We start from the raw sequence: 14,778 nt of genomic DNA, 5'->3' as shown, positions 1-14,778 counted from the left end.
CTCAAAATAGAGGCAATAATAAAGGACCATTTCAAGCTGGAGTTCAAAACGCTCGTCCCTACCGACTTGGGCCAGCGCATGATTCATTACATGATGGATCAGAAGTTGACCGCTAACACCATGAACGGCGGCATACGCACCTGCCAAGGCATCTTCAAAATTGTGTTATTACTCAAAACAGGGATGAGGGTTATGGAGCTCACAAGTCTGAAGTTCTCGGATATGGATTTTCAAATCCAAAGTATTTGCATTCCCATGGGCAAGGGCCGGACGCCGCGTATCGCTCCCATTCAGGTTACTTGCTTGAAGATGCTTTTAAAGTATATACAGGAGTGCGGCTCACTACCCTTCAATCAGGTTTGGATTGCCTTAAACAATAAGCCCTTTCGAAAAGCGGCCTTTGAAAAAATTGTCCGTGCCCATTGTAAAAAAAGCAACGCTGCAGGGTGTTCGAGGCTCCTGCCACACCTTCAAGCATACGATGGCGAAAATGTACCTTCAAAGACAACTTCCGTGGGCAGCACACGATTAGTCTACGCATGGGACTCGGTGCGCTCATTATCCAAGAGTGAATGCAATTAACGGATCGTGAGACATTGAAATCGATTAGCGAAAATCCATATATACAATACTTCATAGGTTTGTCCGGATTCGTGATGAAGCAGTCGTTTCATCGCTTGATGAAGGCGATATGGGCGGAGAACAGGCTGAATTCGGGTATGACGCGAAGAGTGTGTTGAACGAAACCGCTTCGCGGTAGCTCTCAAGCGCTTCCAGAATTTCCATACTATTATTCTATCACACCTTCCGTTATCTTTTTTAGAAAAATGAAAGGTGTGTTGTTTGATGCATAATGTTATCCCGTCTATGATCATGGCCATGGAGCTGCGCGGTTTTGCCAAGAGTACGCAGCGAACCTATCTCGCCCACATTCGGCGCTTCCAAGCCTTTTGTGCCAAGCCACTTCCCGATGCCGGTTACGAGGACGTTCGGGCTTTTCTTCATCATGCCATTACCGTTCGAAAGGTCAGCTCCGCCTATGTGAATTCAGCTTATGGCGCGATCAAGTTTTATTTCCAATCTGTCCTTTGCCGGGAGTGGAATATGCTTCACGTCCCCCGTATGAAGAAAAAACGGTTTCTCCCCACCATCCTAACTCCACAAGAAGTCCATCTTCTCCTCGAAGCAACCTCCAATCTCAAGCATAGAGCCATTCTTTCTACGATCTACTCTTCCGGCCTTCGCGTCAATGAAGCCGTTCATCTGCGTATCTCCGATATCGACAGCACCAATATGCGTATTCTTGTCCGCCAGTCTAAAGGAAACAAGGACCGCAATACGCTTTTGTCCGGGAAGAATTTGCTGCTCCTCCGCCACTATTGGAAAAGCTATCGACCTTCCTTCTGGTTGTTTCCCGGCATTCCGTCTACCAAACCCATTGCTGCCCGGACGATTCAGTCCGTGTTCAAGCAATCCCTCCTGGCCTCCGGCATTTCGAAGAAGGTTTCTATTCATTCCCTGCGCCACAGCTTCGCGACTCATTTGCTGAACCAGGGAGCCGACATTTTACAAATTAAAGAACTCCTTGGTCATGCGAACATTCAAACGACTTCCTTGTACCTCCATCTGACTCACGCCCAGGTTCTCGGTTTGAAAAGCCCTCTCGATCACCACACGGATGGTGATGATCATGCTTGAGCTGCAGCAGGTGTTTGCTCGTTTCGCGGGATCGTATCTCGAGTCCCATCCGGTTCACGCTGAAGGGATCAAAGCCGCCAAAGCGATTGTCCATTGTCGTACAGCGGCTTTGGGCGGCCATGTCGATCATTGTGATTCTTGCGATGGGGTAAAGGTTTCCTACAATTCCTGCCGCAACCGTAACTGTCCCAAGTGCGGCAATTTGAAAAAGGAGCAGTGGATCCTGGATCGGACCGCCGAACTGCTTCCCGTTCCTTATTTTCATGCTGTTTTCACGGTACCCCACCAGCTCAATCCGTTGTTTCTCGCCAATCCGTCCTTGATGTACGCCATTCTTTGCAAGGCTGCATCGGCTACGCTGGTGAAGCTCGCGCTGGATCCCAAGTATCTCGGAGCACAAATTGGCGTTACGATGGTTCTGCATACGTGGGGGCAAAACTTGTCCTTCCATCCCCATGTCCACTGCATTGTGCCTGGCGGCGGGCTTTCGCTGGATGGCGGCACATTTGTCCGTTCCCGTAAAAAGTTCTTTATCCCGGTGAAGGTTCTGTCCAAAGTCTTTCGCGGCAAGCTTCTTGCCCTCGTGAAACAAGCCTGCTTCAAGCAAGAATTGAAGTTCGTCGGCAGTTCCTTGTCGTTTGCGGAGGAGGAGTCTTTTCAGGCATTGCTTGATACGCTCTACACCCTCGACTGGGTTGTTTATTGCAAGAAGCCGTTCAAAAGCCCCTTCCACGTCGTCAAATATTTGAGCCGGTACACCCATAAGACCGCCATTTACAATAACCGATTGAAAGGTATGGATGAGGCTGCCGTCACCTTCATGTACCGGGATTACAAGGATCAGGGAAAGGTCAAGCCCTTAACGCTGGATGCCATGGAATTTATTCGCCGATTTATGCAGCACGTGCTTCCCTCCGGATTTCAGCGCATTCGATATTACGGTATCCTCAGCAACTGTAACCGGAAAACCAAGCTGCATAAGTGTCTGCGCCTCACCCATAGAACCATCAGGCCCAAGGTGAAGCTGACCGCAAGGGAGCTTATTATGAAGCTTACCGGCAAAGATATTTCGAAATGCTCCTGTGGGGGCTATTGGTGCCGTGCGCTTTCGCTCGCCCCGAGTACAGGGTAATGTTATACCAACAGAATACGTCTCGCAAAATGGGCCTGTTATGGGGAGGGGGAAGGTATGCCTTGAGCAGGGTGTTCGATGCTCTCTCCCATTCGCTTCTGGGATTCCTTGGCTAGAACCGTAAGGATTTCAGAGATGGAAGAGAATAACAAGACCCATAGGTTAGCCCGTACGCGGTTTCGTTCAACATGGATTTGCGCAATTGCCCTGAGACTTCCTGCTACTACATGGCGAAGACGATGGCCTCCGGTTTTCCCTCCGAAGGCCATTTTTTCTGGGCAACTGCGCAACGAATCCGAAGTGAAACCCGGCCTCCGAATGCGCTTCATTCTTTTTCCCTGGCTTTATCGTGAAGCATACAACCGATCGCCAATTCCCGAAGTTGAAGCCCGGTATATCCGAGATACTTCCCTATCCGCAACGACATGATCGCAACATTGACAGCATGAGCGTATTCCTTCGTTTCACTTGCTGTTGTAGAGAAAGGAACGGGCAAAAGATGCGGACGCTGCCACGATTCGGCCAGCAATCTTCCGACGCTTTGACGCACAGGAACAGGCTCGTTCGCTCCGACAACTTTACGCCTCTTCTACAACTCCGACCGCTTCCATCCAAACCGGCAGATCCGGCAGTTCTTCCATTGCAATGCCCTTCGACGCCGCATCTTCAACAAAAACATATGAGATTCCGATATCTTTCAGATGTTCAAGGTATTTCGTATGTATGAGATTCCCTGCTTCGAGAATAATCCGGCGCTTGCCGTCGTAAATCGGTTTGGCTAATTTCATCGTTTCCATGTCATATTCGGAAATCGAAATCAGTCTCATCGTTCCGGGCTCCTTTTGCCTCATCCTGCATATTGAGCAGGCCTCGGAATCGTATTATGCAGCATTTCGTTCAAGCGCCATACATAAAAATGGGGAGCCATATGCTGGCGGACAGCCTCTCAACGATTCAATTTGTTTGGACCTCGGAGAAATTGCCGCTCCATTTCGGCTGCTGTCAAAGGCCTGCTGTAGAGATAGCCTTGGGCGTACTCGCAGCCGTTTTCCAGCAGAAAAGCGTGCTGGCGCTCCGTTTCCACGCCTTCGCCGATCACTTCGAGCCCCAGGCTGTGGGCCAGGGATATGATCATCCGGGTGATCGACGCGTCTTTGCTGTCGGTCGGCAGATCGCGAACGAACGATTGGTCGATCTTGAGCGCGCTGACCTCAAAGCTTTTCAAGTAATTCAGCGACGAGTAGCCGGTTCCGAAATCATCGACAGACACGTAGACGCCCATTCTTTTTAATCTCCTAAGGGTCGTAATGATTCGTTCCTCGTGATTCATCAAGGCGCTTTCAGTGATTTCGATGTCCAGAAACTCGGGGGCGAGTCCTGTCTCCGACAAGATTCCTTCCACTTTGGAAACGAACGCGGCCTGTTGAAACTGCTGGGCCGATACGTTAACGGCGATGCGCAAAGCGGGAAATCCGTGATTTTGCCAAACTTTATTTTGTCTGCACGCTTCCCGCAACGCCCATTCGCCGAGAGTTACGATATAGCCGGACTCTTCCGCAAGAGAGATGAATTCGCCCGGCGGAACCACTCCCAACTCCGGGTGCTTCCAACGGATGAGCGCCTCCGCTCCGATCGTTTTCCTGCCAGACAGCTCAATTTTCGGTTGATAATGAAGCAAAAACTGGTTCTCCGCCAGCGATCGATGAAATTGAGTTTGCAGGACAAATCGATCGTAAACCGCGTCATTCCATGCGCGCTGATATACGTTTGCCTTGTTTCTCCCTCCCGACTTCGCTTGATACATGGCCGTGTCGGCATGTTTCATCAATTCGGCTGCGGTTAATCCGTGCTCCGGGAACAAGCTGACGCCGATACTGAGACCGACTCGACATTCGTGGCCTCTCAGCAAGAACGGTCTCGCCATCTCCTGCATCAAATTCTCCGCTGTCATCATCGCGTCCGACTCCGCCGTTAGATTCGGAAGCAGAAGCGCGAACTCGTCCCCTCCGATCCGGGAGAGAAGATCTCCGTCCGAAACGTACTTCCTCATTCGGTCAGCCACTTCGATAAGCAACTGATCCCCGGCGTCGTGTCCGAGGGAATCGTTCACCCACTTGAAATGGTCAAGATCGATATATAGAAGCGCTGCCCCCCTTCTCGTCCGATCCCTGTTATTCAGCAATCGCTGAAGCTTCTCCGTGAAAAAACTCCGGTTGTGCAATCCGGTCAAGGAATCGTAATAAGCCAGCTTGCGGATTCTTCTCTCGGCTTCTTTCCTTTCAATGGCTAACGAAGTCAGGCGGGTAAAGGTCTCGACCATTTCCCTTTCATTTCCTGTCGGTTCCCCGCCGAATTGGGAATAGAGCGCAAAAGCGGCGACAACATCCCGATGACCGAAAATATAGGCCAGACATAAGCGGACTTCAAGCCGAACGCGCAGGCGACCTGGGCAAAAGTCGGCATCTCGTCCGTCGCCTCGCCGCCGATATCGGAAAGGACAACCGGTTTCTTCCCTTTGACAGCCATCGCCTCGGGGCTTTTCAACCCATCGATTGACTTGCTCAACATTGTCTTATGATAAATATCCGGAAAGCCGGGAGAAGCCCCTTGCATGAACATGCGCTGTTCCGTATCGACAAGCAGGATGGAACAGACCCGTCCCGGCATGTTCAGGTTGGTTTGTTCCGCGATCTTTCCCAATACCTCAGACAATGGCTTGCCGAGGGCTATCAGCTTCAGAACTTCGTTCTGGGCTTTCATGAACTCTTCCGGAAGCTTGCGGTTCGTGACATCGATCGAAATGCCGTGAACGACCCTTATCCGGCCGGTCTCATCGGCCTCGGGTCTTATATTCGTCTGAATCCACCGTATTTCGCCGGATATCGGATGAACGATCCGGAATTCGACCATTTCCGGATTCCCGCTATAAATTGTCTCCGCCACCGCCGCCGCATCCTCCGGGTGAACGATGTGGGCAAAGCTGCTCATTCGGGCAGCCTCTTCTCGGGTTACGCCGAATACCTTCCCGGCCCCCTCCGACATGTACAGCAGCCGTCTCGTCTCAAAATCTCTTGCCCACAAGACCGCATCCAGACGGCTGATTGTTTCGCGCAACAAGTCCCGAGCCTTGACAATCTCCAAATCGCGATCCATTGCGTCTGCCTTCACCCCCGATTTCAGGAAATCATTTCGATTGAATCATGATCGACGGATGATCGGCCAACGACAGTTCCTCGCCTGTCTCCATTATGCGAATACAGGGCCTTTGCAGATGATGGACGATACGGGTAACAATCGCTTCGTTGCCGTCAAGCAACCGAACCCTTGCGCCCGGCGGATAAGCGGGCACCGACCTCACAAACGCGGAAACCACGTTCTCCGCGTATTTGATACCGCTCTGCGCCATTATCGTTTCCATGGCTTCGTGCGGCTGCATTCGTTCATCGGTTGTCAAATGATCGTATCTGTTGGCGACCGCGCACACTTGCGCGTATTCATGAATTTCTTTCCCGCCCATTTGGCGGGGATGCCCGTTGCCATCCAACGTTTCATGATGCTGATACGCGACATGCGCGGAGAGCAGGCTGATTTCCCGGATGCCCCGGACGATCTGGAATCCCGACTCGGGATGCGACTCCGACCGGTTGTCCTTCGCTTTCCCGATATCGTGAAGCAGGCAGCCGACGACCAGGTCTCTGAGCTGCAATTGATTGTAGCCGAGTCGCTTTCCGGTCTGCAGAGCCATGATAGCCACATTGACGCTGTGCGCGTAAGCCTGCATCTCGGCGGCGACCGTGGAAGAAGGAAGCGCGACGATAACCGTCCGTTGCGAAGATTCTTTCAGCAGCATGCCCGCTGCGGCCAACAAATCCTTCGCAGGGAAGATCCTGTCCGTCCCGGCCGCTACATAAGCCATTTGCAGACAGTCTATGACATCAAGCCACGTCGGCGCATCCAGCAATTCCTCCATCGTAATGCCCCGGGACACGGCGTCCTCCACGATCAGGTGCGAGATGCCGATATCGATCAGACGCTCCCGATATTTGGGATGAATCGTACTCCCGGCCGCAAGCAGGATCCGGCGTTTCGCATCGTACACCGGCTTGGCCAGTTGCATCGTATGCTCATCGTATTCCGATATCGATATGAATCTCATGGTTCTCTCTCCAATCCCCCGGCATGGATCAGGCTGCTGTTCATCGTCATGAAGAACAATGAAAACAGCTTCCGTATCGATCCGATATCCGCTTTCTTCATCATGTTGGAAATGTGGATTTTGACCGTTTTCTCGGCGATCGCGCATCTCTCGGCAATTTCCCGATTCGTGCAACCATCGGTCAGGATCAAGGCGAAGATTTCAGACTCGCGCTGCGTGAGCCGGTAACGCTCGGAAAAATCCTTCATCGCGCCGTCCATCACGGGAAACTTCCAATTTCCTGGCTTCTTCTCATTCATCTGCCCGACAAGCATCGGTCTCCCCATCCCCTTGTTTCCCCAACTTCGCTCTCTTCTGTAGCTGCGCTAACCCATCGCTTTCTTAACCGATTCGAGCACTCTTTCCGCCTGGAACGGTTTCACGACAAAATCCCTGGCGCCCGCCTGAATCGCTTGTACGACCATGGCCTGCTGCCCCATCGCCGAACACATGATGATCATGGCGTTCGGATGCTCCCGCTTGATCAGCTTGACAGCGTCGATGCCTTCCATTATCGGCATCGTAATATCCATCGTCACAAGGTCGGGCGACAATTTGCGATATTGCTCGACGGCTTCGGCGCCGTTGGCGGCCTCGCCGATCACTTTATGCCCTCCTTTCTCGAGTATGTCCTTCAGCGTCATTCTCATAAATGCGGCATCGTCCACAACCAGAATATTCGCCATCTTGCTAAACCGCCTTTTCTTCCTGAAATAATAAAACAAGATTCATGCCGCCGACGCCCTCCAACGTTGCAGGGATGATCGCGCCTCTATGAAAGCCGAACAGCTTCATCTCCCCTTCCATCACGGTAGGAGGGGTAATATCCATCTTTCCGCCCTTGCTCGCCATTATGACGCTCATGCCGCCGGCCAGCATATTGGCGACTTCGCCCGCAAAGCTGAACAGCATCTCGCCTTCAAGCGTCATGCCGAACATGGTTTCTCCCAGCTTGCCGAACGTCCTGACGTCTCCGTCAATCAGCAAACGTCCCGCAAGATCTCCCGTAAAACCGATCAATACGCACAAGCCCGATTCCAACAGAGTCTTGTTGCATTCGCCTGGCGCTCCGATCGCGACAGGAACAGGCATGACTTGTTTGACCGAATCCATGGCGCATTCCAATAGCTCGCCTGCCTTCACGCTTAATGATTGCATACAATCGTTCCTCCTTGAGCATCAATCGACTTCTTACAGCCATTGGACGGCATCCTTCAATTAAACGAACACCCCTATTGCCAAGGGGTCTCTGTCAATCGCTTGAGCGCTTCCCTGTCCGCATTTCTTGGACCATTCCGCTCAGTTGCTCCGCCGCAACGGCGACCGCATCCGACGCTTGCGCAATATTTTCAATCACCTTCGCTATTTCCGCCGCTTCATGCTCGATCAGAACGTTCTGATCCTTGCTCTTGACCATGGCGGCCGCGATTTCCTCGAAATCATTCATGGCGTCGTACAATCCCTGGGCGCAGTTCCTGATACGGTCGTCAGCGGTTTCGATGGAGGACGAAACGACGCGAATTTGCTGATTCGTCCGGAGGATTAACTCGGACACATTGGCTGCCGACTCTTTGGTCCGCTCCGCCAGCTTCCGGACCTCCCCGGCCACCACGGAAAACCCTCTTCCGTATTGGCCGGCGCGCGCCGCTTCAATCGCCGCATTCAGCGCCAGAATATTCGTCTGCAGGGCGATTTCCTTGACAATGTCCGCAAGTTCCCCGATCCGACTGGATATTTCCAGCAGCTCTCTTAATTCGCCCAAAATGACGGTCATCTGATCCGTCGCATGCCGGACGGTTTCCTGTTGAAGCTGAAGCCGCTCCTTGCCTTTGACCGATTTATCGTCGGCCTCCCGGGACAGGCCGGAAGCGCGGACAGCAATCTTCATGACATTCTCCGACTGCCCCTGAAGCTCCTCGACGGAAGCGCTCGTCTCCTCCGAAACGGCGGCGAGACTTCGTGCGGCTTCGGATATATGCCTGATCGCGTCGGCGTCGTAGCTTTCGAGCACAATCTGCTGCTCCAGGTTAAGAAGCTTGGTTGCGATGGCGATCGCCCGGACCGTTTCCTCCTTGCTTGGCAGCTTCTTTCGGAAAATGTCCGCGAGGCCCTCCACAATGGCCTGGAAGGAAGCCATATACCATTTTTTCGGCAAACCGACCTTCACATGAACGTGCGCGATCCTGTATCTTTTTTCGATGTACGCGCTGTCGATCGCTCCGGCGAACATATCCAGAATGTGAGCGCCAAGCGTGTTCTTTAACCGCTCTACGCTGCTATGTTTTTCGATAATGGCCAGCAATTGGGGCTCGCGCTCCAGATTCTTGTAAAATTCGGCGACAAGCTCCGGGATATGCGGCGTTACGAGCGGCTGCAGCGTCTTGGCAAACTCCAAATCCTTGGCCGTCAATCCGATCATCCGGATCTGGTTGTCCAATTCCGAACCCGGATCGATTTGCAAAACGTCTGATAAATCCGATTGACCTGCTGCTTCATTCCCCTTTGACAACATAAAAGCGGGAATTTTCATATGATTCGCGCTCCTCTCCTCCTGGCAGGCCGCCTGCGGGAATGTCGGCCAGGCTGGTCTGCTCCGTCTATGCGCATACTTGCCGACCTGGCCCATCCTGATCGAAACATCGCTATAAAAAAGACATTCCGGCAGAAGGAGACGCGGAACTTCTTCTTGAGCAGGAACGCCTTCTCCATATGATTGAACTTTCGGAGTATGACATCGCTCCGGATCTTGCGATCATCTCCGCTATACAAATTTGCTGACAGCGCGAATAATTTGATCCTCTTTAAATGGCTTGACAATGAATCCTTTAGCCCCCTCTTGCATGGCTTCCATAACCATGGACTCTTGTCCCAAAGCGGAAACCATGATAATATTGGCGTCCTTGTTCAGCCTCTTTATTTCCCGCAACGCCGCAAGCCCGTCCATGACCGGCATCGTAATATCCAGAGTAACGAGATCCGGCTGCAATTCCTTGTACTTTTCAACAGCGGCGATCCCGTTATCCGCTTCCCCTGCCACCATAAACCCGTTCTTTTCAAGGGTGTTCTTCAATGTCATTCTCATGAACATCATATCGTCAACAACAAGCGCCTTTTTCATGGGAACTCCTTTCGCGGAAAGATGTTACTGCAGAAACTCCAGGATTGACGGCAAATCGATAAGCAGAACCGTCCTCTTTCCTTCATTCAATTTGCAAATTTGATGAATATATTTCTTCTGATTCTCCGCTTCCAAAGCCTGCGGCGCTTCTTCAAGGCGCTCATTGTTTATCCCGATGACTTCCGACACGGAGTCGACTATTATGCCTATTCGTTCTTGATTGTGCTCGACAACCAGAAATTTATAAAGAGAACGTTTATTGTCTTCGGCCATTCCCAACAACGTCCCCAACTTCATCAGCGGGATAATATCCCCCCTCAGATTTGTCATTCCGGCCATGTAATCAGGAGCTCCCGGAATAGCCGCAATTCGGCCGAGATTGTTAATTTCGCGAACGCAATCGATTCCTACGCCATACTCTTCTTCGCCAATTTTAAATGCCACAATCTTATTCTGATTCATTTGCTCTTTGGCAAGATCGTCATCCGGCCGTTCAGTTTGACGGGAAATCTCGTTTGTCCCAAGATGAATGTCGCTCAAATCAGCAAAGGAAATCAGCTTGAAAGGATCGAGCGCCATCGCAATTCCTCGATCATCGCCCAGCTTGACAAATTCGTTTACACAATCCAGGCCGTTGCTGTTCAAGATTCTGCCAGGATTGAAAAACTGATTTCTCGATACGCTGACAACTTCCGTTACCTCGTCTACGACGATACCGTAAGAACAAGTCCCGGCGTCAATGACGACAATCCGTGTATCCTCGTGAATTCGATGGTCGAAAACGCCAAAGATTTTCCCCGGATTTATTACGGCAAGCAAGCTGCTCCTCAGGGACATTACTCCCTCTACATAGGGATGAGAGTTCGGAACGCTCGTCAGCCCGGAATATCGTAAGATCTCTTTTACATGCTTCAGGTTTAGCGCGTAGAACCCATTGGCTATATGGAAAAACAACAGATTTTCTACGATATCCGCGCGCGCGGCTGAATTTCCCAGTTCTTCATCTTTATTCGCTCTTTTCCTGTTTTCGAACGCAGTCTCCAGTTGAGACGAGCTTACAATCTTTTCCGCATCCAGAACCATGATCATACGATCGTTTCTGACAATGATTCCGGTTACGTATCCCTCGTTATGATCCCTAATATGGGAAGGCGGTTCCACAACCTCGGAAGCTTCAACGCTCGCCACTTCTGAGATGCGGTCTGTAATGATGCCCGCCTGTTTTCCATCTATATCTGAAACAATAATTCTGCTGTCATCGTCGTACTCTTTCAAAGGCATGTGAAAACGCCTGCGTATGTCGATTACCGGCAAGATACTGCCCCTTAAGTTGCACAACCCGGCAACATGCTCAGGAGCGTTGGGAACCGTTCGCAATTCGTTAACCCTGACAATTTCCCGCACATGGGTCAGTTTAAAGGCGAAATGCTCCGCTCCAACCTTGAATACGACCAGTTCAAGCTTGTTTGCCGTCTGCACGGCAGCCGCAGGACTGCGTTCTTCTGCGACGGCGACAGATACGCCCTCCATTGACAGAAGCGTGTCGCCAAACGGAGGCATGGGATTCTCAAGAGCAACGTCATGCGTTTCGGCATTTTCCTTTATCCCCGTATCGGCCGGTTGCCCGAATGACGGTTCCGCCTTTTGCCGCTTCCTCCTCATTTCGCTTTTCATCTTTTCCAAATTGGACTGATCCCTGTTTCCCCTATTCCCCCGAGCCATGGATGGATATCACCCTTTTCGCGACGCTTTCAAATTGCTGCGCCGATTCGTTGTCATATTCAAAAACGGTTTTCCCCAATTTTCCGGCTTCCGCGATTTTTGTTCTCCGAAAAACGGGCGCAGCCAGCAAATCGTCATTCGCAATAAATTCCTTCAATATCTCCATATTTTCTCTCGAATCGTTCGTTCTTTGATCCAGCATATTGGGCACGACCAGCTTGATCAAGTCGGCATCGAGCCGCATGTCAGCCAGGTACTCGTAAATATTGCCAATTGCCCGAACGGATGCGGCCTGCAATTGCACCGGCACGATCAGGCCGTCCGCATAACATAACACCGCGTCGTTCACTTTGGTGCGCTGGGGTCCGCAATCGATAATGACAAACTGATACCCCAGCTCTTCAAGAGGCTTCAATTTTTCATTCAAGACCAGATCGATGCGGGATTCCCTGTAAAATTCCAGATTAATCAAATCCACCTGAGTCGAGGGCAACAGGTCAAGATTATTCCTCGCATGGATCACGCACTCCCGAAGATCGACTCGTTGCCGTCCGCAAATCACGTCGTACAGCGTCCATTTATAATCCTCGGAAGTAAACCCCAGAAAAAGGCTCGCATCGTTCTGTCCGTCCATATCCAGCAATAATACCTTATACCCTTCAAGGGCAAGACCGTGGGCGATATGCACCGCCAATGTGCTTTTCCCGACTCCGCCCTTGTTGTTAAACACGGCGTATTTCACAGGTTTTTTTGACATATGCCCCCTCCTCGAAAACGTTATTTTTTGGCAAGCTGAATCAGATCGACCGGATTGACGATCAATACAACCTGGCCGTTTCCAAGCAGAGTGGAACCGGATATGCCCGGAATTCCAGCGAGATTGCCGTTCAACGTTTTCATGACAAACTCTTGTTCATTCTTGAGCTTGTCTACAATCACGCCAAATTTTTCCGCGCCGTTGGAGATGACGACGGCGTTCAGCTCTTCATGGTTTGTTTGCATGTCCGTCTCAAGCAAGAACAGCTTGCTGAGCCATTCGATGCCGATCACTTCGCCTTTATGGGATGCAAAATACTTCCCGTCGAACTCATGGAGATCATTTCGATTGATCTTCACCGTTTCGGAGATGTGGTCGATAGGGAAGATGTAGGTCTCTTCTGCGGCGCTGACGATAAGCCCTCTGGATATGGCAAGCGTAAGCGGCAAATGGATAACCATCTTCGTTCCCTTGCCAACTTCGCTATGTATCGTTATACTGCCGTTTATTTTTTCAATATTGCTCTTTACAATGTCCATGCCGACTCCCCGGCCGGACACTTCCGTTATTTGACCGGCTGTGCTGAAGCCCGGCAGGAAGATCAGATGCATCAGTTGGTGTGGGGACATTTTATCCGCATTCTCGGCGCTGATGAAGCCTCTCTCTAGCGCTTTTCTCTTTAAGACCGCTGCGTCAATTCCCTTGCCGTCGTCTTCAATTTCGATATACACATGCTTGTCCCTGTTATACGCCCTGAGCGTAATTTTTCCCGTTTCGCTTTTTCCTTTTCCGAGCCTCTCTTCCGCAGACTCGATGCCATGATCCGCTGCATTTCGGATTAAATGCACGATCGGGTCGCTGATCTGCTCAAGAATCGTCTTGTCGATCTCCGTGTTTTCCCCGACCATGACAAGCTCCATTTTCTTTCCCGTCAACTGCGCGACATCCCGTATAATGCGCGGCATTTTTTGGAATATCGTCTTCACTTCGATCATACGGATGGACATAATCGTATTTTGCAATTCGTCCGATATTCGATTGACTGCAAAACCTACTTCCTTCATATCCTTGGATAACTCAGGCAGATCGTACTCCGCATTCAATTTTGCGGACAAATGGATAAACGCATTCTTTGCAATCAGCAATTCAGATATCATATTCATCATCTTGTCAAGCTTGTCCTGATTGACCCGAATACTCTGCGGCATTGATGATTTTGACGCAGACTCGGGAGGCTCGTTATTGGGAGGAACATACGGCATCCCGCTTTCGCTTTCGCTCTGAGGAAGAGCAGTCAGGAAGGATATTTCGTCATTTATCTTCTCCAACATATCCGCATGAAGAGTTGAAGCGCCGTTCTCAAGCGCCGCCGACTCCATGGAAGACTTCAAATAGTCTGTGATCTCATAGGCCAGGGTTAATCTGTCTTTGGTGAACGCTTGCTTTCTGTCCGTAAGCAGATTCAACAGGATGTCAAACCGTTCCAAAAGATGGTAGACCTCATTGAATGCCGCAGCATGGAGGTTTTCCGTGGAAAGCGCCGAGCAAAAACCTTCGACGACTCGCTTTAAGCCGTGTACGGTTCGAATAAGTTCGCCGAGCGCTTCCCTATCATTCTCATCGCGATCAAGGTTCATGAACGATTCGTTTATCATATGATCGATAAGCTCATATGCGTCATACAAATACTGTTCCCTGGATTTAGGCGTGGAATCTGAAAGAGTCGATCCCGTCCTCACGGCTTCATTCTCTTTCTTTCTTATGCAAACGGCGGCAATATCGCGCAGCTTGGCAGCGGCTTCATTCCACTGTTCCGCGGCCGTAAACTCATTCGCGCAGCGGCTGAGAATGTCGGCGGCAAACAACAAACTGTCGATAAGCTCCGAACGGACTTCCATTGTTTTCCCGCGGATTGCGTCAAAAGCGGTCTCCATCTCGTAAGCAATCATTCTGACCGGAATGAATCCGGCATAGGAGGCTCCTCGTTTCATGCGATGCATTCTGTCGCACAAATCCTCGATCAATTCCGAATCCTGATGTTGAACCTCAAGCTTCAAGATTTGTATTTCCAGATCTTTCAGACATTCCGTCCAATCCGCCTGAAACGCTCTCCAACTATCCACATTTGGGGGTTCAATCCTGCCATCCATCTTATG

At 50.9% G+C, this 14,778-nt stretch carries 15 protein-coding genes and 2 pseudogenes; 4 read left to right on the top strand and 13 right to left on the bottom strand.

What is annotated here, in order from left to right:
• Nucleotides 1-78 precede the first annotated feature (78 nt).
• The 4 genes and pseudogenes from VF724_RS14520 to VF724_RS14505 all read left to right on the top strand — a co-directional run.
• Nucleotides 79-456 (top strand): annotated as a pseudogene (locus VF724_RS14520) (tyrosine-type recombinase/integrase); the annotation flags it as partial.
• A 41-nt stretch (nt 457-497) separates the two neighbouring features.
• A pseudogene (locus tag VF724_RS14515) lies at nt 498-683 on the top strand (transposase); the annotation flags it as partial.
• A 163-nt stretch (nt 684-846) separates the two neighbouring features.
• Nucleotides 847-1,698 (top strand): tyrosine-type recombinase/integrase, encoded by an 852-nt coding sequence (locus VF724_RS14510; protein ID WP_371754970.1) that lies wholly within the window; start codon nt 847-849, stop codon nt 1,696-1,698.
• Nucleotides 1,691-2,830 (top strand): IS91 family transposase, encoded by a 1,140-nt coding sequence (locus VF724_RS14505; RefSeq protein ID WP_371754969.1) that lies wholly within the window; start codon nt 1,691-1,693, stop codon nt 2,828-2,830. The genes VF724_RS14510 and VF724_RS14505 overlap by 8 nt, the downstream gene beginning before the upstream one ends.
• A 325-nt stretch (nt 2,831-3,155) precedes the next feature.
• Here VF724_RS14505 and VF724_RS14500 read toward each other — a convergent pair whose 3' ends face one another.
• From VF724_RS14500 to VF724_RS14440, 13 genes are all read right to left on the bottom strand, one after another.
• Nucleotides 3,156-3,380 (bottom strand): hypothetical protein, encoded by a 225-nt coding sequence (locus tag VF724_RS14500; protein WP_371754968.1) that lies wholly within the window; start codon nt 3,378-3,380, stop codon nt 3,156-3,158.
• 28 nt (nt 3,381-3,408) lie between these two features.
• The gene (locus tag VF724_RS14495; protein WP_371754967.1) at nt 3,409-3,657 is read right to left on the bottom strand and encodes a hypothetical protein; all 249 of its coding nucleotides are present in this window, start codon (nt 3,655-3,657) and stop codon (nt 3,409-3,411) included.
• 119 nt (nt 3,658-3,776) lie between these two features.
• Nucleotides 3,777-5,150, bottom strand: coding sequence for a putative bifunctional diguanylate cyclase/phosphodiesterase (locus VF724_RS14490; RefSeq protein WP_371754966.1), 1,374 nt, complete (start codon nt 5,148-5,150; stop codon nt 3,777-3,779).
• Nucleotides 5,126-5,983, bottom strand: a complete 858-nt coding sequence (locus VF724_RS14485; protein ID WP_371754965.1) for a PAS domain-containing protein — start codon at nt 5,981-5,983, stop codon at nt 5,126-5,128. The genes VF724_RS14490 and VF724_RS14485 overlap by 25 nt, the downstream gene beginning before the upstream one ends.
• Before the next feature lie 31 nt (nt 5,984-6,014).
• Entirely contained in the window at nt 6,015-6,986 is a 972-nt protein-coding gene (locus tag VF724_RS14480; RefSeq protein WP_371754964.1) for an HD-GYP domain-containing protein, read from the bottom strand.
• Nucleotides 6,983-7,312: a helix-turn-helix domain-containing protein gene (locus VF724_RS14475; protein WP_371754963.1), complete on the bottom strand. Its 330-nt coding sequence runs from the start codon at nt 7,310-7,312 to the stop codon at nt 6,983-6,985. The genes VF724_RS14480 and VF724_RS14475 overlap by 4 nt, the downstream gene beginning before the upstream one ends.
• 39 nt (nt 7,313-7,351) lie before the next feature.
• On the bottom strand, nt 7,352-7,711 hold the full coding sequence (locus VF724_RS14470; RefSeq protein ID WP_371754962.1) for a response regulator: 360 nt from the start codon (nt 7,709-7,711) through the stop codon (nt 7,352-7,354).
• Between the two features lie 4 nt (nt 7,712-7,715).
• Nucleotides 7,716-8,183, bottom strand: coding sequence for a chemotaxis protein CheX (locus VF724_RS14465; protein ID WP_371754961.1), 468 nt, complete (start codon nt 8,181-8,183; stop codon nt 7,716-7,718).
• A 94-nt stretch (nt 8,184-8,277) separates the two neighbouring features.
• Nucleotides 8,278-9,555 carry a protoglobin domain-containing protein gene (locus VF724_RS14460; RefSeq protein ID WP_371754960.1) on the bottom strand — a complete coding sequence of 426 codons (1,278 nt, stop codon included), beginning with the start codon at nt 9,553-9,555 and terminating at the stop codon, nt 8,278-8,280.
• Nucleotides 9,556-9,786: 231 nt separating this feature from the next.
• Nucleotides 9,787-10,143: a response regulator gene (locus tag VF724_RS14455; RefSeq protein ID WP_371754959.1), complete on the bottom strand. Its 357-nt coding sequence runs from the start codon at nt 10,141-10,143 to the stop codon at nt 9,787-9,789.
• A 24-nt stretch (nt 10,144-10,167) separates the two neighbouring features.
• Complete coding sequence (locus VF724_RS14450; protein ID WP_371754958.1) at nt 10,168-11,865, bottom strand: chemotaxis protein CheW; 1,698 nt, start codon at nt 11,863-11,865, stop codon at nt 10,168-10,170.
• Nucleotides 11,849-12,622 carry a ParA family protein gene (locus VF724_RS14445; protein ID WP_371754957.1) on the bottom strand — a complete coding sequence of 258 codons (774 nt, stop codon included), beginning with the start codon at nt 12,620-12,622 and terminating at the stop codon, nt 11,849-11,851. Before VF724_RS14445 ends, VF724_RS14450 begins: the two co-directional genes overlap by 17 nt.
• 20 nt (nt 12,623-12,642) lie before the next feature.
• Nucleotides 12,643-14,772 (bottom strand): chemotaxis protein CheW, encoded by a 2,130-nt coding sequence (locus VF724_RS14440; protein ID WP_371754956.1) that lies wholly within the window; start codon nt 14,770-14,772, stop codon nt 12,643-12,645.
• Nucleotides 14,773-14,778 lie beyond the last annotated feature (6 nt).

The organism is Ferviditalea candida (assembly GCF_035282765.1).
Taxonomy (GTDB): domain Bacteria; phylum Bacillota; class Bacilli; order Paenibacillales; family KCTC-25726; genus Ferviditalea; species Ferviditalea candida.
Note: the sequence above shows the minus strand (reverse complement) of the source record. Positions and strands in the feature narration are given on the sequence as shown.

Coding starts and splice junctions, on each gene's coding strand:
- VF724_RS14510 (WP_371754970.1), top strand. CDS start 847: ATGCATAATGTTATCCCGTCTATGATCATGGCCATGGAGCTGCGCGGT.
- VF724_RS14505 (WP_371754969.1), top strand. CDS start 1,691: ATGCTTGAGCTGCAGCAGGTGTTTGCTCGTTTCGCGGGATCGTATCTC.
- VF724_RS14495 (WP_371754967.1), bottom strand. CDS start 3,657: ATGAGACTGATTTCGATTTCCGAATATGACATGGAAACGATGAAATTA.
- VF724_RS14490 (WP_371754966.1), bottom strand. CDS start 5,150: ATGGTCGAGACCTTTACCCGCCTGACTTCGTTAGCCATTGAAAGGAAA.
- VF724_RS14485 (WP_371754965.1), bottom strand. CDS start 5,983: ATGGATCGCGATTTGGAGATTGTCAAGGCTCGGGACTTGTTGCGCGAA.
- VF724_RS14480 (WP_371754964.1), bottom strand. CDS start 6,986: ATGAGATTCATATCGATATCGGAATACGATGAGCATACGATGCAACTG.
- VF724_RS14475 (WP_371754963.1), bottom strand. CDS start 7,312: ATGGGGAGACCGATGCTTGTCGGGCAGATGAATGAGAAGAAGCCAGGA.
- VF724_RS14470 (WP_371754962.1), bottom strand. CDS start 7,711: ATGGCGAATATTCTGGTTGTGGACGATGCCGCATTTATGAGAATGACG.
- VF724_RS14465 (WP_371754961.1), bottom strand. CDS start 8,183: ATGCAATCATTAAGCGTGAAGGCAGGCGAGCTATTGGAATGCGCCATG.
- VF724_RS14460 (WP_371754960.1), bottom strand. CDS start 9,555: ATGAAAATTCCCGCTTTTATGTTGTCAAAGGGGAATGAAGCAGCAGGT.
- VF724_RS14455 (WP_371754959.1), bottom strand. CDS start 10,143: ATGAAAAAGGCGCTTGTTGTTGACGATATGATGTTCATGAGAATGACA.
- VF724_RS14450 (WP_371754958.1), bottom strand. CDS start 11,865: ATGGCTCGGGGGAATAGGGGAAACAGGGATCAGTCCAATTTGGAAAAG.
- VF724_RS14445 (WP_371754957.1), bottom strand. CDS start 12,622: ATGTCAAAAAAACCTGTGAAATACGCCGTGTTTAACAACAAGGGCGGA.
- VF724_RS14440 (WP_371754956.1), bottom strand. CDS start 14,772: ATGGATGGCAGGATTGAACCCCCAAATGTGGATAGTTGGAGAGCGTTT.